Origin of the sequence: Limosilactobacillus equigenerosi DSM 18793 = JCM 14505 (genome assembly GCF_001311375.1) — a bacterium.
Taxonomy (GTDB): domain Bacteria; phylum Bacillota; class Bacilli; order Lactobacillales; family Lactobacillaceae; genus Limosilactobacillus; species Limosilactobacillus equigenerosi.
The window spans coordinates 72,466-92,721 of the sequence record NZ_BBAS01000002.1 but is presented as its reverse complement, the minus strand read 5'-3'; the positions used below and the strand labels follow the sequence as shown (position 1 = coordinate 92,721).

Annotated in this window: 14 protein-coding genes, 2 tRNA genes and 5 pseudogenes; 11 read left to right on the top strand and 10 right to left on the bottom strand. The window is 43.2% G+C overall.

The features are described from left to right. Positions 1-127: 127 nt before the first annotated feature. The gene (locus JCM14505_RS02030; RefSeq protein ID WP_054652522.1) at positions 128-595 is read left to right on the top strand and encodes an arginine repressor; all 468 of its coding nucleotides are present in this window, start codon (positions 128-130) and stop codon (positions 593-595) included. 46 nt (positions 596-641) lie between these two features. Here the strand turns inward: JCM14505_RS02030 and JCM14505_RS02025 are convergent, their stop codons facing one another. Next, a complete protein-coding gene (locus tag JCM14505_RS02025; protein WP_054652520.1) occupies positions 642-1,490 on the bottom strand; it encodes a DNA-binding domain-containing protein in 849 nt (282 codons plus the stop codon). Between the two features lie 288 nt (positions 1,491-1,778). On the opposite strand from JCM14505_RS02025, the pseudogene argF reads away from it, so the two are divergent. The 7 genes and pseudogenes from argF to JCM14505_RS09895 all read left to right on the top strand — a co-directional run bounded on the left by argF (position 1,779) and on the right by JCM14505_RS09895 (position 8,785). Further along, a pseudogene (argF, locus tag JCM14505_RS02020) lies at positions 1,779-2,781 on the top strand (ornithine carbamoyltransferase). Between the two features lie 14 nt (positions 2,782-2,795). Continuing rightward, the gene (gene arcC, locus JCM14505_RS02015; protein WP_054652518.1) at positions 2,796-3,725 is read left to right on the top strand and encodes a carbamate kinase; all 930 of its coding nucleotides are present in this window, start codon (positions 2,796-2,798) and stop codon (positions 3,723-3,725) included. Between the two features lie 18 nt (positions 3,726-3,743). Continuing rightward, complete coding sequence (gene arcA, locus JCM14505_RS02010) at positions 3,744-4,967, top strand: arginine deiminase (protein ID WP_054652516.1); 1,224 nt, start codon at positions 3,744-3,746, stop codon at positions 4,965-4,967. Positions 4,968-5,069: 102 nt separating this feature from the next. Further along, positions 5,070-6,488: a basic amino acid/polyamine antiporter gene (locus JCM14505_RS02005; protein ID WP_054652514.1), complete on the top strand. Its 1,419-nt coding sequence runs from the start codon at positions 5,070-5,072 to the stop codon at positions 6,486-6,488. 98 nt (positions 6,489-6,586) lie between these two features. Further along, complete coding sequence (locus JCM14505_RS02000; protein WP_054652603.1) at positions 6,587-7,945, top strand: ClC family H(+)/Cl(-) exchange transporter; 1,359 nt, start codon at positions 6,587-6,589, stop codon at positions 7,943-7,945. Between the two features lie 43 nt (positions 7,946-7,988). Continuing rightward, positions 7,989-8,516 carry a DUF3114 domain-containing protein gene (locus tag JCM14505_RS09900; protein WP_082405586.1) on the top strand — a complete coding sequence of 176 codons (528 nt, stop codon included), beginning with the start codon at positions 7,989-7,991 and terminating at the stop codon, positions 8,514-8,516. A gap of 5 nt (positions 8,517-8,521) precedes the next feature. After that, on the top strand, positions 8,522-8,785 hold the full coding sequence (locus tag JCM14505_RS09895) for a DUF3114 domain-containing protein (RefSeq protein ID WP_054652510.1): 264 nt from the start codon (positions 8,522-8,524) through the stop codon (positions 8,783-8,785). A gap of 44 nt (positions 8,786-8,829) precedes the next feature. Here the strand turns inward: JCM14505_RS09895 and JCM14505_RS01985 are convergent, their stop codons facing one another. The 9 genes and pseudogenes from JCM14505_RS01985 to xylA all read right to left on the bottom strand — a co-directional run bounded on the left by JCM14505_RS01985 (position 8,830) and on the right by xylA (position 16,170). Continuing rightward, on the bottom strand, positions 8,830-9,246 hold the full coding sequence (locus tag JCM14505_RS01985; RefSeq protein WP_054652508.1) for an arsenate reductase ArsC: 417 nt from the start codon (positions 9,244-9,246) through the stop codon (positions 8,830-8,832). After that, positions 9,247-10,161, bottom strand: a complete 915-nt coding sequence (locus JCM14505_RS01980; RefSeq protein ID WP_054652506.1) for a DMT family transporter — start codon at positions 10,159-10,161, stop codon at positions 9,247-9,249. Between the two features lie 116 nt (positions 10,162-10,277). Then, positions 10,278-11,557: pseudogene (locus JCM14505_RS01975) on the bottom strand (O-acetylhomoserine aminocarboxypropyltransferase/cysteine synthase family protein). A gap of 2 nt (positions 11,558-11,559) precedes the next feature. Next, a complete protein-coding gene (locus tag JCM14505_RS09890) occupies positions 11,560-11,682 on the bottom strand; it encodes a hypothetical protein (RefSeq protein ID WP_263848928.1) in 123 nt (40 codons plus the stop codon). Positions 11,683-11,690: 8 nt separating this feature from the next. Next, positions 11,691-12,410 carry a homoserine O-acetyltransferase/O-succinyltransferase family protein gene (locus tag JCM14505_RS01970; RefSeq protein WP_263848927.1) on the bottom strand — a complete coding sequence of 240 codons (720 nt, stop codon included), beginning with the start codon at positions 12,408-12,410 and terminating at the stop codon, positions 11,691-11,693. 441 nt (positions 12,411-12,851) lie between these two features. Then, positions 12,852-12,925: transfer RNA gene (locus tag JCM14505_RS01965), tRNA-Pro, on the bottom strand. Between the two features lie 92 nt (positions 12,926-13,017). Continuing rightward, positions 13,018-13,089 (bottom strand) — tRNA-Gly (locus tag JCM14505_RS01960). 84 nt (positions 13,090-13,173) lie between these two features. Further along, a pseudogene (xylB, locus tag JCM14505_RS01955) lies at positions 13,174-14,678 on the bottom strand (xylulokinase). A 140-nt stretch (positions 14,679-14,818) separates the two neighbouring features. Beyond that, positions 14,819-16,170: pseudogene (gene xylA, locus JCM14505_RS01950) on the bottom strand (xylose isomerase). A gap of 290 nt (positions 16,171-16,460) precedes the next feature. Between xylA and JCM14505_RS01945 the strand changes: the two are divergent. From JCM14505_RS01945 to adhP, 3 genes and pseudogenes are all read left to right on the top strand, one after another. Beyond that, positions 16,461-17,816 (top strand): sugar porter family MFS transporter, encoded by a 1,356-nt coding sequence (locus JCM14505_RS01945; RefSeq protein ID WP_054652504.1) that lies wholly within the window; start codon positions 16,461-16,463, stop codon positions 17,814-17,816. Positions 17,817-17,960: 144 nt separating this feature from the next. Continuing rightward, positions 17,961-19,106: an ROK family protein gene (locus tag JCM14505_RS01940; protein WP_225352220.1), complete on the top strand. Its 1,146-nt coding sequence runs from the start codon at positions 17,961-17,963 to the stop codon at positions 19,104-19,106. Positions 19,107-19,209: 103 nt separating this feature from the next. Continuing rightward, positions 19,210-20,231 (top strand): annotated as a pseudogene (adhP, locus tag JCM14505_RS01935) (alcohol dehydrogenase AdhP). Positions 20,232-20,256 lie beyond the last annotated feature (25 nt).

Sequence of the window (20,256 nt, the reverse complement as noted above, 5' to 3'; positions counted from 1 at the left end):
ATACGTTTATTGGTTGCGCTTTTGCATTATTTATGCAATTATAAATGCATAATAAATTAAATGACTTTAACTGCACCTATCTGCTTAATAACTTGAATGTTGACATACGAAAAGGAATGAAGGAACTATGGAATATCAAGCACGACGACAAGCGATAGAACAATTAGTAACTAAAAACATCATCAAAAATCAACAAGAGTTAATTAAATTATTAAATCAGCAAGGTTATACAGTTACGCAAGCTACAGTATCGCGTGACTTAGAAGAATTGAGCATTGTTAAGGTTCATGATCACCAAGTTGGTACGCACTATGCAAAATTAGAATTACAAGTAACGCGGGACCAATGGCGCTTAATTCAAATGATTAAACAATGGGTAGAAAGCGTAACAACCGTAAAGTTTATGAATGTTGTCAAAACGACCCCTAATTCTAATTTTGCCACCATCGTTGCAGGGGAGTTTGATACCCACCCTAATGAAAAATTAATTGTTGGCACGTTGGCTGGAAATGATACATTAATTATTATTAGTCCTAATGAAATTGCGGCTAACACCGTCAAAAATTTTATTCAGCAATATCTAACTACTAAATAAATCAAATCGGCATCTGATCGTTGAAATTGAGATCAGATGCCGATTTTTATTGGTCATATTTTAGTGCTTCTTGTAGTAATCCATCAAAAAAGTGTGGTAAAGAAAGCTGACTATTATCAGGTTGCTCTTGGTTTAATCGCTGAATTTCAACATGAATATTTTTATATTCAAATAGATTATTAGCATACTCCAGTAAAAGTTCATTTTCGGGATAATCAATGCACATGGCTGCAAGATTGGTAATACCTACTTTAAGGGTTCGCCGAATTCGCTGTAATGAATTTTTCTTTTCTCGGTCATCAAATTTTAAATCACGTTCAAAATCGATGTCATTAAAATTTAGTTTTTGATAAACCATTAGACGAATAATTTTTAAGATATCATGGCTGCCAGGTTCGGCCGCAATTCCTAAGAAACGTAAAATATCAGAGACATGTTCGATTTGATCGCGGCTAACTTGTTGATGAAGTTGTAGTTGAGTTATCGAAGAAAGTTGCGAAATAGTTCGTAACTTGGTAGTTAAGGTTACTTGGGTACTAATTAATTTTAACAATTGGGCCGCTTCATCAACATTAATTGGGGTTTGTAAGTAGACTAACGCCCCGGCTTGATAAGCTTGTGATTTAATTTGATGATCATTTGGACCCGTAATAATGATTTTAGGACGGACGTTTACTTGGCGCAGACGCGTGATTAAATCAACGCCTGTACCCCCGCCCGAATTTTCAGCGGCGAACGGAAGAATGAGCACATCTACGCGGAATTGTAACAGTTGATCATATGCTTGCGTAAAATCAGCGGTGATACCCAAAATTGAATTTTCGAAATCATCTTCGACTAAGTTAGTAAACAATTGCTGATTTTTAATATCGCTTTCAATGATGTAGAAATTCATAATTAATACCTTCCTTGAATAAAGTTGAATATTGATGAATAAACGCGAATTTCACCTGATAAGTAAGCGCTTTCATTGAGGCGCAATAATATTCACTTAATTAAATTTAAAAAATAATATTACAAATATTATACATGTTTTAGGGGGAAGTAAACGATTAGTTAATTTTTAAAGTGTTAAATAAAGAAAAGTTGTTGATTAAAGCGGGGAAAAAACAATTATTTTTGAAACCGCTTACTAAACTTAAGTTACAGATGTAGTTAAAGAAAACAAAGGAGGAACCACATCATGGCTTTTAATTTACGGAATCGCAGTTTTTTTGACATTATCCGACTTTAACACGCGGGAAATGGAATACATGCTGGACTTAGCGGAAGACCTGAAGAAGGCCAAGTATGCTGGGACGGAACAAAAGCATTTAGTTGGTAAGAACATTGCCTTAATTTTTGAAAAGAGTTCAACTCGGACGCGGTGTGCGTTTGAAGTTGGGGCGAAGGATCAAGGGGCTCACGTAACCTACCTTGGACCTTCCGGCTCGCACATTGGGAAGAAGGAATCAGTTAAGGATACCGCTCGGGTATTAGGTGGCATGTTTGACGGAATTGAATATCGTGGTTTTTCACAACGCAATGTGGAAACGTTGGCGGAATACTCCGGTGTACCAGTTTGGAATGGGTTAACGGATGAAGATCACCCAACGCAAGTTTTAGCTGATTTCTTAACGGCGCACGAAGTTCTAAAGAAACCATACCAAGATATTAAGTTTGCCTTTGTTGGTGATGGGCAAGACAACGTTTCGAATGCGTTGATGCTTGGGGCAGCTGTGATGGGGATGGAATACCACGTGGTTACCCCAGCTGAATTAAACCCAACGAAGGAAGTCTTAGACAAAGCCAATGAAATTGCAGCTAAGACTGGGGCCAAGATTGTGGTTTCTAACGATATCAAGAGCGGTGTTAAGGGCATGGACGTAATTTACGCTGACGTTTGGGTATCAATGGGTGAACCAGATGAAATGTGGAAGAAGCGGATTGAATTATTACAACCATACCAAGTTACGAAGGAAGTAATGGAAGCAACCGAAAATCCAAATGCAATCTTCGAACACTGCTTACCTGCTTTCCACAACCTTGATACGGACGTGGCAAAGGACATTGAAGCTAAGTTTGGTTTAACTGAAATGGAAGTGACCGATGAAGTCTTTGAAGGTCCACAATCAGTGGTCTTCCGGGAAGCTGAAAACCGGATGCACACGATTAAAGCGGTAATGGTGGCCACTTTAGGTGACTAAAGGAGGAGCGAACGATGGCAAAGGTAGTTGTAGCGCTCGGCGGGAATGCCTTAGGTAAGTCCCCCGCTGAACAATTGAACTTAGTTAAGCAGACTGCAGAATCATTAATTGGGTTAATTACAGCCGGTAATCAAGTTGTCATTAGTCACGGAAATGGTCCCCAAGTTGGACAAATCAATCTTGGGATGGATTATGCGGCGCAAAATGGTAAAACGGCCGCCTTCCCATTCCCTGAATGTGGGGCGATGAGCCAAGGTTACATTGGTTATCACTTACAACAAAGTCTCCAAAACGAATTACACCATCAAATGGTGAAAAAGAATGTTGTCACAACAATTACTCAAGTAGTTGTTGATCCAGCTGACCAAGCTTTTGAACATCCAACAAAGCCGGTTGGTGACTTCTATACAAAAGAGCAAGCAGATCAAGTTGCTGCTGAAAAAGGTTACACGTTTGTCGAAGATGCTGGTCGTGGGTATCGGCAAGTGGTGCCATCACCATTACCAACGCGCATTGTTGAGTTAGACAGTATTAAAGCGCTCATCGAACACGGTGATTTGGTAATCGCTGGTGGTGGTGGCGGGGTACCCGTCGTAGAAACCGCATCCGGCTTGCAAGGGGTGCCAGCCGTGATTGACAAGGATCGTTCAAGTGCATTGCTAGCTGATAATTTAGCTGCTGACAAGTTAATCATCTTAACGGCGGTTGACTATGTTTACGTTAATTACAATCAACCAACGGAAAAGAAATTAACCGATTTATCAGTGGCGGAGGCCCAAGAATACATTGTCCAAGGCCAATTTGCGCCGGGTTCGATGTTACCAAAGATTGAAGCCTGTCTTGCCTTTGTCGCTGGACATCCTGAACGGGAAGCAATCATTACTTCATTAAGTGGTTTAGATGATGCCTTAGCCGGGAAATTAGGAACGCGAATTCATAGTTAATTAAGGAAGGTGAATGAAATGACAAGTCCAATTCATGTAACTTCAGAAATTGGGAAGTTAAAGACGGTAATGCTCCACCGTCCCGGACGTGAAATTGAAAACCTAACGCCGGATTCAATGGAACGCTTACTCTTTGATGATATTCCATATTTACCAATTGCGCAGGAAGAGCATGACTTCTTTGCGCAAACCTTACGTGATCAAGATATCGAAGTGCTTTATTTTGAAAAATTAGCCGCTGAAGCAATTGCTGACGATGACGTTTGCAAGGAATTTTTGCAACGGATGGTGGCTGAATCTGGGTACGTGGCTGGAGCAACCCACGACGCATTAGTGGAATATTTATCAAGTATGGATCGGCAAACAATGATTGACAAAATTATTGAAGGGGTACGGTCGAACGAAATTGATATTGCCCGGCCGGACTTACAATTAGTAGCCGAAAACCAAGATTGGCCGTTCTTAATGGATCCAATGCCGAATGCCTACTTTACGCGGGATCCACAAGCAGCGATTGGGGAAGGAATTTCGATTAACCGGATGACCTTTCCAGCCCGACAACGGGAATCCTTGATTACGGAATACATTATTAATCATCATCCGCGCTTTGCGGGACAAGTCCCAGTTTGGCGGAGTCGGAATCATGAAACTCACATTGAAGGTGGGGATGAATTGGTCCTTTCTGACCACGTCTTAGCTATTGGGATTTCCGAACGGACGACGGCGGATGCAATTGAAGATATTGGTCGTCATCTGTTCAAGAATTCTGATTACGACACGATTGTGGCCATTTCAATTCCACATAACCATGCCATGATGCATTTAGACACGGTTTTTACGATGATTAATCATGATCAATTTACGGTTCACCCAGCCATCCTTGATGAAAACGGGCACGTTGATAACTGGATTGTGCGCTTGGGTGACAACGGCAAGACCACGTTTGAACATCACACTGATATTAAGGAAGTCTTAAAGACGGTTCTTAATAAATCAGAAATTGACCTGATCCCAACGGGGAACGGGGATCCAATTGTGGCGCCACGGGAACAATGGAATGACGGTTCAAATACGTTAACAATTGCACCAGGGGAAGTAGTGACCTACAACCGGAACTATGTCTCCAACGAATTATTACGCGAACACGGGATTTTAGTTCATGAAGTTCGGTCGAGTGAATTATCTCGGGGCCGGGGTGGTCCACGGTGTATGTCATGCCCATTAGTTCGGGAAGACATTTAACAACAGTTTGTTGAAATAAGTTAAGCGGAGGGGAGCTGATGGTAACTAAAAACCAACTTAGCAACCCGCCGCTTTTGGTTTAAAAAGATGGGAGAGATCATTATGGATGAAAAACAAGGGATTGGCCGGCTGGGGCTAACAGCGTTGATTGTTAGTTCTTGTATTGGAACGGGAATTTTTGGGATTACGAGTGACGTGGCTGCTGCTTCAGCTCCCGGGCCGGCGTTATTGGCTTGGGGATTTGTTAGTTTCGGGATTTTGATGCTCGTGTTAGCATTAAACAACCTTTCGAATAAGCGCCCGGATTTAGAAGCAGGGATTTTCTCTTATGCTGGGGCCGGCTTTGGTCCACTCGGTGAATTTATTTCTGGGTGGTCATACTGGCTATCGGCTTGGCTAGGTAATATTGCCTTTGCTACGATGTTAATGTCAGCGTTAGGGACGTTCTTCCCGCTGTTTAAAGGGGGCCAAAATTTACCATCAATTTTAGTCGCCATTATCTTTTGTTGGATTTTAACGCTTTTAGTTAATCGTGGGGTTGAATCAGCCTCCTTTATTAATACGATTGGGACGGCGTTTAAGCTGTTACCACTCTTGCTGTTCATCATTGTCATCATGATTTTCTTTAAGGCGCAAATGTTTACGGCTGATTTTTGGGGTCAAGTAGTCAACAATACGACGCGAGGAACGACCACCGGTTCGATTTGGGACCAAATGAAAGGGTCATTAATGACCTTGATTTGGGTCTTTATTGGGGTCGAAGGGGCGTCGGTGATGGCGCACCGGGCTAAGAGTCGGAAAGAATCAGAACAAGCTGCCATTATCGGGTTTGTCCTGTTAGTGATTGTTTATGTCATGATTTCAATTTTGCCATATGGGGTCTTAACGCGGACGCAATTGGCCAATGCTGGTCAACCAGCGATTGGGAATGCATTGGAATTAGTGGTTGGTCACTGGGGTGGCGTGGCCATTAATCTAGGATTAATTATTTCAACGGTGATTGCTTGGTTATCATGGACGATGTTGCCAGCTGAAACCACGATGTTAGTTGCCAAAGATCGGGTGATGCCAAAATTGTGGGGAAAGGTCAATGATAAGAATGCCCCCACGGCTTCATTGATGATTACTGGGGTCTTACAAACAATCTTCTTGTTCTCATTGCTCTTTACGCAACAAGCTTACAAATTTGCTTATTCATTGTGTGCGGCCGCCATTTTATTCTCTTACTTATTAGTTGGGTTATATCAAATGAAGTACTCAGCTGAACATAAGGAATGGGGACAATTCCTGATTGGGGTGCTGGCGGCTGGTTTCCAGTTGGCCTGCATGTTTTTAGCCGGCTGGCAAGAAGTGCTGTTAGTATCAATTTCCTTTATTCCTGGGTTTATTATTTACTACCAAGGTTGCCGGGAAAATGATCACCGGATTAGTGGAGTTGAAAAACTAGTGATGACGTTAGTTACCCTCTTAGCAGTGGTGGCAATTGTCTTAGTTGTCAATGGGACCATTGCGATTGGATAAAATTAGTTAATTACGGGAGTCCGCAGCTAAAGAAAGCTGGGGCTCTTTTTATTTTTGGGTGTAAAATTGGTACAAAGCAGTTAAAAGTTAGATTGAAGGTGATTAAATTGAAACCTCGGCAAATTTTAAATCGACCGTTTTCCTCGAAATTATTATCCCAACTCTTGAAGGGGCTATTAGTGGGAGTAATTACGGGCTTAATTGTCAGTATCTTTCGATTAATAATTGATCATACGTTGCAATTTTTGTATGTTCTCTATCCGTATTTGCGGTTGCATCCAGTAATTATCATTCCCTACGGAGTTTTGATGGTGCTTAATTGTTGGGGAGTGGGGAAGTTGATTGGTCCGTATTTAACGAATATCGTTGGTTCGGGTGTACCGCAAATTGAAGCAATTATGTTAAAGCAAAATCAAATGGCCTGGTGGTCAATTCTTTGGCGAAAATTTGTCGCGGGGTTATTAGTAATTTGTCCTGGTTTATTCTTAGGGCGGGAAGGTCCGTGTATTCAAATGGGGGCAGCCGTTGGCCAAGGCTTAGCGGAGGATGTTTTTAAAGCTGACGAGGACGAACGAAACTTATTATTAGCTTGTGGGGTGGCCGCTGGGTTAGCGGCTGCGTTTAGTGCCCCGATTGCGGGGGTTTTGTTTTTAGTGGAAGAAATTACGTTTAATTTTAAACCGAAAGTAATTATCCCGGCCTTATCAGCCACGGTAGCCGCTGATTTAGTAACGATTTTGTTCTTTGGGACGCAGCCGTGTTTGTATTTACCGATTAAAACTAACTTACCAGTTAACGCGTATGGTGCGCTAATCGTGGTTGGGGTGCTTTTAGGCGTGTTAGGTTACGTTTATCAGTACTCGTTACTATCTTTAAGAGGACTTTATGGGTGGCTGGATAAGTTACCTCGTCAATATCATAGTGTGATTCCTTTATTATTAGTAATTCCAATTGGATTATGGCAACCAATTCTTTTAGGGGGCAGTCATAATTTAATTAATCGCTTCTTTACGCCAGCTTTTATTACCCAATTGATGCATGAATCAACTAGCATGCTGAGTTTAATGGTCGTCTTTTTAATCATCCGGTTTGGATTTTCGATGGTGTCATATGGTGCATCGGTGCCGGGGGGAATTTTTATGCCGATTTTAGTGTTAGGAGCATTATTAGGGGTGATTGGAGCGACGGTCATGATTGGCTTAGAAATCGTTCCGATTGATAATTACGCTAATATTGTAGTGATTTGTATGGCGGGGTACTTTGGCGCGATTGAAAAAGCGCCAGTTACTGCGGTGATGTTATTATGTGAAATGGTCGGGACGGTTGATCAAATTTTACCGATGCTACTAGTAACCTTTGTCGCATATTTAGTGATTGATTTTCTTGGTGGTCGGCCAATTTACGAAGCGTTACGCGATCAGATTGATTTTAAAGGGATTCTTGTGAAGAATAATTAAATTAATATCAAGTATGCACAATTAATGATTTGGGAGACGACTAATGACAGGAGATAAGATGAAAGTAAATGAGCGGGTCAAATGGTGGTTAGTGAGCTACTTAGCAACACCCAACTGTGCCCGGCGCTGGTTGGCAAAATTTATGCACCGATTAAAGATGCCGTTAGAAATTAACGCGGTTGAAACGGAGTTGATTCATCAAATTGAGTTAGCACCGCATGATCGCTGGTGGACGACATTTTCGCGGGTGGTACGCAAGGCGTTTCCAGGGAGGACAATGTTAAATCAAGACGTAGATGGTGAGTTAAAGCGTCAAATTCATCAATTTCGCTACATCATTTCGGCCCAACAAGCGTTATGGGTCCAACAACATTATGGTCAAGCTGGTCAAACGGATGCCCAAGCTTTAGCCAAGTATCTTAAAACCTTATCGCCGCGCCAGTATACTTGTCATGAATCGGCGCGGTTACATAATAAAATTAAACTGGGGCAAGTAGTACCCGCCAATTTTAAAGTGGTGATTAATTTTCAAACCGAATTTATTCTTGATCAAGCCGGCAATTTTTTTTAAATGAAGTGGCGATACAAGCTCCTGATTTACCGGGGATTATCAACGGGGCAAGTTTTAATTATGCGCGGAAGAACGATTTACATCGTGGATTAAAAAGTTGGCATGCTAACTTAGATACTAAACCACCTAAATTGTATGATCCGGATTATCGAACCCGAAGTTTAACTGGCTACCATGCATTAAAGTTAGCTCCCTATCGAGGACGAATGTTGAAACAAGTTCAAGCAAAAATTCAGCAATTTGAACGATTGCTACAACCGAATGATTAGCTAAAAAACGCGTCGCTTCCAAACTTGGAAACGGCGCGTTTTTGTTAAAACGGTAATTTGTGGTTTTCGATTTGGGATTTTAATTCGAGAATTTTGGCTTCGATGGTCGCAATCGTGTCAGCAAAGACGTCATCGCTTTGGCCGGTAGGGTCATCTAAGCCCCAGTCCTCCCGATAGCGACAGTTAAGCGTTGGACATTCAACATCACACCCCATCGTAATGACGATGTCAATCGGTGGTAATTCATCAATTAATTTGGGCCGTTGCGTGGCTGGTAAATCAAGCTGATGAATTTGTTGCATCAGCCGGACGGCATCGGGGTTAATGTGATCCTTTAATTGCGTACCGGCTGAATAACTGGTAAAAGTATCGGCAGCTAATTGCTTACCTAAGGCTTCGGCAATTTGGCTCCGGCATGAATTGTGGACGCACACGAAGGCGACGGTTGGTAAGTTCGACATTTATTTAACTCCTTTTTGGCGCCGCATCAAGACCGTGTCGGGGAATGCTTGGATGAACGTGGTCATAATGACTAACACGATTCCGGTTAATGACCCGAGACTTAATTGCGTGCCTAAAAATCCAATTGCGACAGCAGTAGCAACGAGTGGTTCAAATGCACTCAACATGCCAGTGGTAATCGGGCTAACATACGTGACACTTTGTAAAAAGAGCGTATAAGCCAAGACGGTTCCACCGATGATAATATACATGATTAATCCCCAACCGGCAAGTGATAAGTGTGGCCAGGGCTGGGTGAGTAAGACGGGCAGTAATCCGAGCCCTCCGCAAAGCATCGCCACCCCCGAAACGACTTGGGATGAATATTGTGTTAATAACTCCCGGGGTTGTAACGTATAAATCGTCGATGCCACGGCAGCCCACAAGCCGAGGACGAGCGCGAGGGGCGTAATGGCTAGCCGGTCGAAATGCCCACCGGTGACAAGTAAAAAGGTCCCAATCATGGCAATGACCATTGAAAATAGGTCGGTTCGGCGGGGTGATTGGTGGTGGCGGATTGCCATCCATAATACGATTAATAATGGTGATAAATATTGTAAAACGGTCGCAGTGGGCGCATTGCTATGTTTAATCGCTAAAAAATATGATAATTGTGAATTAATCACCCCCAATAAAATGAAGATAATTAATGTCGTCCAATTGCGTTTCGTCGTGACTAATTTGGTAAGGGCGCTCCGTTGATTGATTAAGGAAAAGGCGGTGAGGATAATCCCTGCTCCTAACATCCGCAACGCCACCAACCATAATGGATCAACATTCGTACTACTAAATAATGCCTGTGATGACGCGCCGGAAAGGCCCCAACACGAGGCGCCACTCACCGCTAGTAAAATTCCGATTTGCCGTTGATTCATGTTTCATCATCTCCCTAAACCAAAGTTCGCTTTTTAGAATAACGTTAATGGTCGTAAAAAACTACCTTTTTCAAGATAATAATTTCTAAAAAAGGTAGTTAAATTAATGCTTTAAATTAAAGTTGGTTCAGTGCTTGATCTAAATCAGCAATTAAGTCGTCAACGTTTTCAATTCCCACTGAAACACGGATTAAATCCGGGGTTACGCCGGCGGTTTTTAATTCGGCGGGACTTAATTGAGCGTGGGTCGTTGAAGCAGGATGGATAATTAATGATTTAGCATCGGCAACGTTAGCGAGTAAGGAGAATAAATTAAGGTGGCTAATTAATTCCTTACCGGCGGTTTCACCACCAGTTAAGCCGAGGGTGAAGATGGAACCAACACCGTGCGGGAAATATTGATCAGCCAGTGACTTGTAAGGACTATCGGGTAATTCCGGATAATTAACCCAAGCGACTTTGGGGTGATTAGCGAGAAAGGCGACAATTTTCTTGGTATTTTCAACGTGGCGTTCGACCCGGAGTGAGAGGGATTCAAGACCTTGTAGGAGTAAGAAAGAATTAAAGGGGCTAATGGCGGCGCCTAAGTCACGGGCGCTTTCAGCTCGAACTTTAGTGGTAAAAGCTGCTGGTGCTAGGTCGGCAAAGACTAACCCGTCATATTGAGCGTTGGGGGTGGTGAAGTCCGGGTAGCGGCCGCTAGCGTGATAATCAAATTGACCATTTTCTACGATGATGCCTCCCATCGTGGTACCGTGACCACCGATAAACTTCGTAGCGGAATGGATCACGATATCAGCGCCGAGATCCAATGGTTTAACGAGGTAAGGAGTGCCAAAGGTATTATCGACGATAAAGAGAATCCCGTGCTCATGAGCAATTTTGGCAATGGCTTTAAAATCAACTAAATTAATTCCCGGATTCCCAATACTTTCAACGTAAAGAGCTTTCGTGTGCTCGTTAATTGCAGCAGCGAAGTTATTGGGATTGTCGGGATTAACAAAGTTAGTCGTAATCCCTAATTTAGGTAAGGTAACCGCAAAAAGATCGTAAGTCCCACCATAAATCGTGCTAGCAGAGACGATTTCATCGCCGGCCTTAGCGATATTCAAGATGGCGGCGGTAATGGCGGCCGAGCCCGAGGCTAAGGTGATTCCAGCGGTTCCGTGTTCCAGGGCGGCCACGCGTTCATCGACTACTGCCGTCGTGGGGTTAGTTAACCGGGTATAAATATTGCCCGGTTCCCTTAAGCTAAAGCGCTTAGCGCCTGGTCGGCATCTTTGAAGACATAAGAAGTAGTTTGGTAAATTGGCACGGCGCGGGCGCCGGTTTCGTCAACATGTTGCCCAGCGTGGACTTGTAAAGTTTCGAAATGATATTGTGGTTGCTTACTCATAATTAATTACCTGCTTTCTTAGTTTGATTCAGCCAAGTTTGATAAAAGGTTTGGCTTGAGGATTGCCAAGAATAGTCGATTTGCCCATTGGCTTGGAAATAATTAAGAGGTGGCTGAATGGGCAAGTGTTTCTTTAGATCACGTTCATATTCTTGGTTGAGAGTCGTTTTTTTTCATATTCGGGATGACCAGTGACATAAGTACGCCGATGGTGGCGGGAATGTAAAATTAAGGGCCCGATTTGGTGGTTACTAGCGACAATTGCTATGTCATTTGGTAACGTCGTCGGGTTAATTAAACTGGTCGTATGGCGGGATTGCGGCATCTTGAAGAGTCCTCCCGCCCCGAGGCAATTGGCAAATTCATCGGAAGTGGTATCGGCTTGGTAGACACCGAATACTTTATGCTTAACGGGTTGTTTTGGAATCCCAAAATCATTAAACAAACCGGCTTGGGCGGCCCAACATTCTAGTAAAGTTTGGTGGGCGTGGTGTTCAGCATCACAAATCGTCTGGAATTCATCCCAATAGTCGACTTGTTCAAAGGGTAAATGTTCGACGGGGGCGCCCGTAATAATGACGCCATCGAAGTGTTGCTCAGCAATGGTGGCTAGGGAAGTGTATGCGCTTTGGATATCTGCGCGGGGCGTACCTTTAAATTTATGGGTAACGGGATAAACAAACGTTATTTCGACATCAGTGTCTAAGCGATTAAATTGGGTTAAAAATTGCCGCTCCGTTGCGAGTTTGGTGGGCATTAGATTGACAATAGCAAGTTTCAGGGGATTGGTTTGAACGTGATTAATCCATCGGTGGGTTTGTAATAAGAAACCATTACTAGCGTTAGCGGTCATAAATCAGGACTCCTTTCATGGGAAAAATAAAAAACGCCTCCGTCCGTGATCAAAAAAATGATCGAGGGACGAAAGCGTTCGTGGTGCCACCCTGTGTTTATTACTAATTTACATTAGCAACCTTAGTAGGTACTCCAAAGGAATTGGAAATACCCTGCAATATATCGGTTGCTACCGGATTGACCAGCCAATGTTGACCCGTCAATCTGACTCAGAGCTCATCTTCATGACCTTCAAAACACTTCTTCTCACCACCTGAAGCTCTCTGGATTGGATTGTTAGTCACTACTCTTCTCTTCAGTGTTTAATTGTTTTTTTAACTATTCTGTAATTATTTTAACATTTTACACCTTGATTTTGGTTTGTCAACCAAATTTGTTGAAAATTTAAAAATAAAAGCACCCGAGGGAAATGGGAGTCCCTCGGGTGCTAGTTGAAAAATCGGGAATACAAGATTCGAACTTGCGACCTCGTCGTCCCGAACGACGCGCTCTACCAAGCTGAGCTAATTCCCGAAATAACTTCTTTATTATACTCCTGAATTAAATAAATGGGGGATAAAAATAAAAAAGTCGTGAATTTTATTCACGACTTAAGGGTTGGGTAAAGCGGAAGACGGGATTCGAACCCGCGACCCCCACCATGGCAAGGTGATGTTCTACCACTGAACTACTTCCGCATCAAATTAACATAGTAATTATATCGTTTATGGGAAGTAATGTCAATAAAAAATCCTCTCCATATTTTGGAGAGGATCAAGCGTTTAATTGCGCCGGAAGGCTAATAATTGGTGAGATAAGCTCTTCGTTTGCTTATAAACTTGGTGGTAAATATCATACAGCGCTTGGTATTTAGCCACATTTTCGGGAATTGGTTGGTATTCACGTCCAAAGTGCACAAATTCCTTGGCACAATCTTGGAGTGAGTCGAACCAACCTAAACCAACGGCCGCAATCATGGCGGCACCGAGGCCAGGACCTTGTTCATTTTCTAAGGCCAGGACTTTTTTTTGTTAAAGATATCGGCTTGCATTTGGAGCCAAAGTTCACTTTTGGCGCCCCCACCAATTGCGACGACGGTATCGAAGTCCCGCTGATTGGCTTGGTAGATAGCCATAATATCCTTGAAGCTGAACGTGATTCCTTCCATGACGGCCCGAACGAAGTCAGCACTCGTGTGCATGCTATCAACTCCGATAAAACTACCGCGGATATCGGCATCAGCGTAAGGGGCCCGTTCACCAACTACATATGGGGTGAAAAGTAAGCCGTTGGCACCTAATGGCCGTTTGGCAGCGGCGGCTACCATCTCACTAAAGTCGGTTTCAGCATAGAAAGTCTTTTTAAACCAATTCAAAGAGTGACCAGCGGCTAATGTAACTCCCATTGAATAGTAAGTATCGGGAATCGCATGATCTTCAAATTGAATTTGCCCATGATAGTTAACTTGATTATCTGGTTCATATTTCAAGACGACCCCAGAGGTCCCAATTGATGACATGACCATATTAGGTTGTAAGATCCCAGCTCCGATTGCCCCACAGGCATTATCAGCCCCGCCACCAAAGACTTTCGTTGCCGTTGAGAGGCCGGAGAAGGTCGAGTAAGATTCAGAAATGTGACCGGCTAAGTCAATTGAATTGATTAGTGGGGGACACATCGACATTGGAATATCAAAGGCTTCAGCAATCTTTTCACTCCACTGACCAGTATGGATGTCTAACAAGACCGTCCCAGTGGCATCAGAGTAATCCATGCCCAATTCACCAGTCATGCAGTAGCGAACATAGTCCTTTGGTAATAAGAAGGTTTTGGCTTTGGACCAAATTTCAGGTTCGTTTTCTTTAACCCAAAGTAATTTTGGCAAGGTAAAGCCTTCGAGGGGTTGATTACCAGTGATATCAACAAATTCATCGCCAAGTTTAGCCGTGATTTCTTCACATTGGGCCGTTGTCCGCGTGTCGTTCCATAACATTGCTGGACGGAGGACTTGGTTATGTTCATCTAATAGGACTAATCCGTGCATTTGGCCGGAGAAGGAGATGCTGGCAATTTCTTCGGGTTTAAGCTGATTATTCAAGATTAAGCGATCAAGGCTAATCGTCGTAGCATAAAGCCAATCTTGTGGATTTTGTTCACTGTATCCGGGTTTAGGTTGGCTTAATGGGTATTCGTAGCTTTGTTGGGCGACAATTTCACCAGTGTGGTTCATAGCTGAAACTTTAACGGCACTGGTTCCGAGGTCAACCCCGATAACGTATTCACTCATAAGTTAGTTCCTCCAACGAAAAACAGGATTTCCGCATCCGGAGTGCGGTGATGCGAAAGATCCTGTTTAGTATTTGTAAATATTATTAGTGGATAGATAAAGATAAGAGAAGTGTGATTTAAAATGATTAAATAATTTAATTACTTAGCTAAAGTCCGCACGATGTAGTGGTTAATCGTGTCCTTAACTTGTTCTAAGTGATCAGAGTGCGTAGCAGCTAAGAGATCCTTTTGTGGGATATCAAGGGCGTATTCTTCTAATGACTTGAAGTCAGCTTCGCCACTTTCAATCTTAGCACCGATACCTTCGTTGTATGAAGCGTAACGGTTAGCAACTAAGTCATCTAAGTAACCGTCTTCCTTCATAGCTGCGGCAACGCGTAAACCAGCGGCGAAGGAGTCCATTCCGACAATGTGACCGTAGAAGAGGTCTTCAGGTTCAAATGACGTCCGACGTGGCTTGGAGTCGAAGTTCAAACCACCACGAGGTCCGATGCCACCATTGTTGATGACTTCCGTCATTACAGCGGTCGTTTCGTAAAGGTTTGATGGGTATTCGTCAATGTCCCAACCAATCAACTTGTCACCTTGGTTAGCGTCAAGTGAACCAAGTAAGCCGGCGTCACGAGCGACCCGAACTTCGTGTTGGTAAGTGTGACCAGCTAAGTTAGCATGGTTACCTTCAAGGTTAAGCTTGAAGTCCTTATCAAGGTCGTATTCCTTCATGAAGCAATCGTCGTAGCAGCATCAAAGTCGTATTGGTGCGTCGTTGGTTCCTTAGGCTTTGGTTCAAGTAACATTTGTGCATCGAAACCAATTTCGTTTGCGTAGTCCTTGGCCATGTGGAAGAACTTAGCAATGTGTTCTTGTTCCCGCTTCATGTCCGTGTTCCAAAGTGATTCGTAACCTTCACGACCACCCCAGAAGACATAGTTTTCAGAACCAACCCGCTTACCAATTTCAAGACTGTGCTTTAATTGGGCAGCTGAGTAGGCGTAAATGTCAGCGTATGGAGAAGTTGCAGCCCCAGAAACAAAACGAGGGTTTGTGAAGAGGCTTGAAGTGTTCCAAAGGACCTTCATGCCAGTGTCTTTTTGGTATTCAACAATCTTGTCTACCACTTTATCAAGGTTCTTGTTCGTTTCACGTAATGTGTCACCTTCAGGAGCTAAGTCCCGGTCGTGGAAGGCTAAGAAGTTAACACCTAACTTTTGGTAAAATTCGAATGCGTAATCAACCTTTGCAAGCGCGAGGTCCATTGGGTCGCTGTACTTACCGTCGAATGGACGGATAGCCGTTCCATCACCGAATGGGTCAACTAAACGTTGATCAAATGTGTGCCAGTAAGCAACCGAGAACCGTAACCAATCCTTCATCTTCTTCCCGAGAATTACTTCTTCAGGGTTGTAGTATTGGAAACCTAAACCAGATTTAACATCGCCTTTGTTACCAACGTATTCAATCTTGTTAATACCTTGCCATAAATCACTCATATCTGAGTACCTCCTAAAATTAACAGCAAATAAATTAGTTTTGTTAAACAACTAACCTCACCACGTAATATACGCCTTGTAGCGAAATAAGTAAAGCGTTTTCAGTGAAAAATTAATTTTATCTGAGGGACTTAGAAAATCACTTCATTTAATAACGGGGGAAATGACGGTTTTAAGCTATTTTTATTTGTAATCTGGTTATTGACAAAGTTGTGAAAGCGCTTTTATAATTCAACTCGTAAGTTTGATAAAACAACTAACTCGATGGATGTCTGAGGAGGTAAAGGGACATGAAACATCGTATCTCAGCAGGTTGGATTTATTTTTATGCTGCATTAGGTGGAATTTTATTTGGATATGACACCGGATCAATTTCTGGGGCGATCTTATTTATCGAAAAACAATTACACCTGTCAAGTTTGGAACAAGGTTGGATTGTTTCCTCGGTTTTAGTTGGGGCCTTTATTGGGGCCATCTTTATTGGACCGTTTTCGGATAAGTTTGGACGGCGGAAGTTATTAATGTTAACGTCAATTCTTTTCTTTGTCGGAGCCTTAGGGTCAGGGATTTCGCCAGATTTCTGGAGTCTCTTCTTTACCCGGGTAATCCTTGGGATGGGGGTTGGGGCTGCTTCCGCAATGATCCCAACTTATTTGGCTGAATTATCACCCGTTGCTAAGCGGGGGATGATGTCAGGATTATTCCAATTTATGATTATGACAGGGTTGCTGTTGGCTTACTTGTTTAACTACTGGTTAGCTGATATGGTGACTGGTTGGCGTTGGATGCTTGGTTTAGCCGTTGTGCCATCAGTTTTATTGTTCTTTGGGGCGATTATTTTACCAGAATCACCACGGTACTTAGTTCGGAATCATCGGGATGATGAAGCTCGGGCCGTCTTGATGAATATGAACCAAGATGATGTTGCGGTGGTTGAACAAGACTTAGCTGACATTCGGAAACAAGCGGCAATTAAGTCCGGTGGTTTCCAAGAATTATTTGGTAAGATGGCTCGCCCAGCCTTAGTTGCTGGGGTTGGGTTAGCGATCTTGCAACAAGTCATGGGTTGTAACACGGTGCTTTACTATGCACCGACTATCTTCACGGATGCTGGCTTCAGTGTTGATTTTGCGTTGATGAATCACATTTACATTGGGATTTTTAATATTATCGTGACCTGGATTGGGATTAGCTTAATGAACAAGGTTAGTCGGCGGCGGATGTTGATTGTTGGTGGTCTTGGAATGGGAATCTCCTTATTAATTATGAGTTGGGGATTGGCTCATACGGCCGAATCACAATTTGCATCATATGTGACGGTGATTGCCATGGTAGTTTACATTGCGTTCTTCTCTGGGACGTGGGGACCAATTATGTGGACGATGATTGGGGAAATGTTCCCACTTAACATTCGGGGGATCGGTAACTCCTTCTGTTCAAGTGTTAACTGGGTATCAAATGCAGTAGTTTCAACTACGTTCCCAATGTTATTAAGCTTGTTTGGTAAGGGATCATTATTTATTCTTTATGGAGCATTATGTTTCGTAGCGATTTGGTTCGTTCACTCATTGGTATTTGAAACGCAAGGTAAATCATTGGAAGCAATTGAACAATGGTTGCGTGACAAAGCAAACGGCAATGCTTAATTAAATTAAAACTGGGACCGAATTTGGTCGCAGTTTTTATTTAGGGCGCTGATTGGACAAACGTTTGCACAAAAGCTTGGTATAATAAGATGAAAGAATGAACAAGAGGAGGGACTATGCCAACGATAAGTAAAGCCGCAATGCATACGGCGAATAAAAAAACGAGTGTTGGAACAATTATTTCAGCATACGACGATTTCACGGGCTGATATTGCGCGTAACTTGGGTTTGAATAAGTCGACGGTCTCATCATTGTATACTGAGCTAGCGACGATGGGATTAGTTGAAATGATTGGCAGTGGAGAGTCGACGAATAATGGGGGCCGGCGCCCAGATTTAATTCGGTTAAAGCGTGAATATGGCTATGTGATTAGCTTTGAAATTGGAACCTACCACACGCGGGCGATGGCAAATTATTTGAATGGCGAAGTGTTGGATTTTGCGGAGTTTGATACCCCACAATTGGATGCGCTGGCAATGCTGCAATTAATTAAAAATGTTATTACCCAAATGCAACAGGTGGCGGTCGCTGAGCAGGGACTAATTGGCTTGGGGTTTGCGATTCATGGGATTGTTGATGATAATCAAGTGGTTGATTCGCCGTTTATCAATTTCCGTGGCATCGATTTACAAACCTTTTTCCAAGATGAGTATCAAGTGCCAGTGGTTGTTGAAAATGAAGCGAACGCAGCGGCGGTTTTTGAACGGGATTTCAATTTGTGTCAGCAAGCGAATAATATTTTGGCGATTAGTATTCACCGCGGAATTGGATCGGGGATTATTACAAGTAATCGTTTGTATCATGGTAATCATGGGATGGCTGGTGAAATTGGACGTAGTTTGGTGACGACGAACCAAGGATTAGTAAAAGTCGAAACGATTTGTTCAGAAGAGGCGTTTTTATCCTTGATTTTACGTGATGTTGATCAAAACTGGCCGCTTGCCTGGGATGATTTAAAAGCGATTTATCAACAACAGTCAGTAGCGACCGGCCCACGTTTGGCTGAAACGGTAGAGCAGTTAGGAAAAACGGTATTTAATGCGATTACCTCGTTTGGTCCGGATGTGGTGTTCTTTTCTTCGCCGTTGTTCGATGCGGTGCCGGCAATTTTTGTGGCAGTTAAGGAATGGTTGCTTAATCATGGAACAACGGTCACGATCAAGCGCGTTCAAGGGTCGCAACAAGTCTCGTTGCTAGGCACCTCGGCCTTGGCGATTCGCGCGGTGTTAGACTTGCAAGGCTATCAATTATCCCTAGTGGCGCCGGCGACTATCAGTCACTTGGATTGAAATGTGAGGTAAATCACAAAAAAAAGATTGTCATTTGTCATGAAAATGGTTACAATTAACTTGTAAAATAAATCACAAACTTAATTTACGAGGTGTGTCTATTATGAAAGCAGCAGTTGTTAATGATCCAGTTGATGGTTACGTTACGGTTAAGGATGTCCAATTACGGGACCTTAAGCCGGGCGAAGCTTAGTTGATATGGAATACAGTGGTCTTTGTCACACGGACTTACACGTGGCCGCGGGTGACTTTGGTGACAAGCCAGGTCGGATTATTGGTCACGAAGGGGTTGGCCGGGTTTCTAAGGTGGCTCCAGGTGTGACGAGTTTAAAGGTTGGTGACCGGGTATCAATTGCTTGGTTCTACAAGGGTTGTGGTCACTGTGAATACTGTTTGACGGGTCGGGAAACATTCTGTCGTCAAGTCGTTAACGCTGGTTACACGGCTGATGGGGCAATGGCGGAACAATGTATTGTTGCTGCTGACTACGCCGTTAAAGTTCCAGAAGGCCTTGACCCAGTTGAAGCAACATCATTAACTTGTGCCGGAGTAACGGTTTACAAGGCTTTGAAGGTGGCTGATGTTAAGCCAGGTCAATGGGTATCAATTGTTGGTGCTGGTGGCCTTGGTAACTTGGCCGTTCAATTTGCGCACAATGTCTTCGGCGCTCACGTCGTTGTAGTTGATGGGAACGAAGATAAGCTTCAAGCTGCCAAGGAAAATGGGGCGGAAGTCTTAATCAACCGTCATGATGGGGATGTTGCTGAACAAATCCAAGCTAAAGTTGGTGGGGTTCATGCCGCTGTGGTTACGGCTGTGGCTGCATCAGCCTTTGATCAAGCGGTTGATTCCTTACGGCCAGATGGTAAGTTAGTTGCCGTGGCTTTACCACAAGGTGACATGAAGCTTAACATTGCTAAGACGGTGCTTGACGGAATTATCGTGGCCGGTTCCTTAGTTGGGACGCGGCAAGACTTAGCTGAATGTTTCCAATTTGGGGCTGAAGGTAAGGTTAAGCCAATCGTTAAGACGCGGAAGTTAGAAGAAATCAACGACATGATTCAAGAATTAAAGGACAACAAGGTTGTTGGTCGGAACGTGGTTGATTTTGTTCACAACAAGTAATAAATCTACTAGCTAAACTATTTAA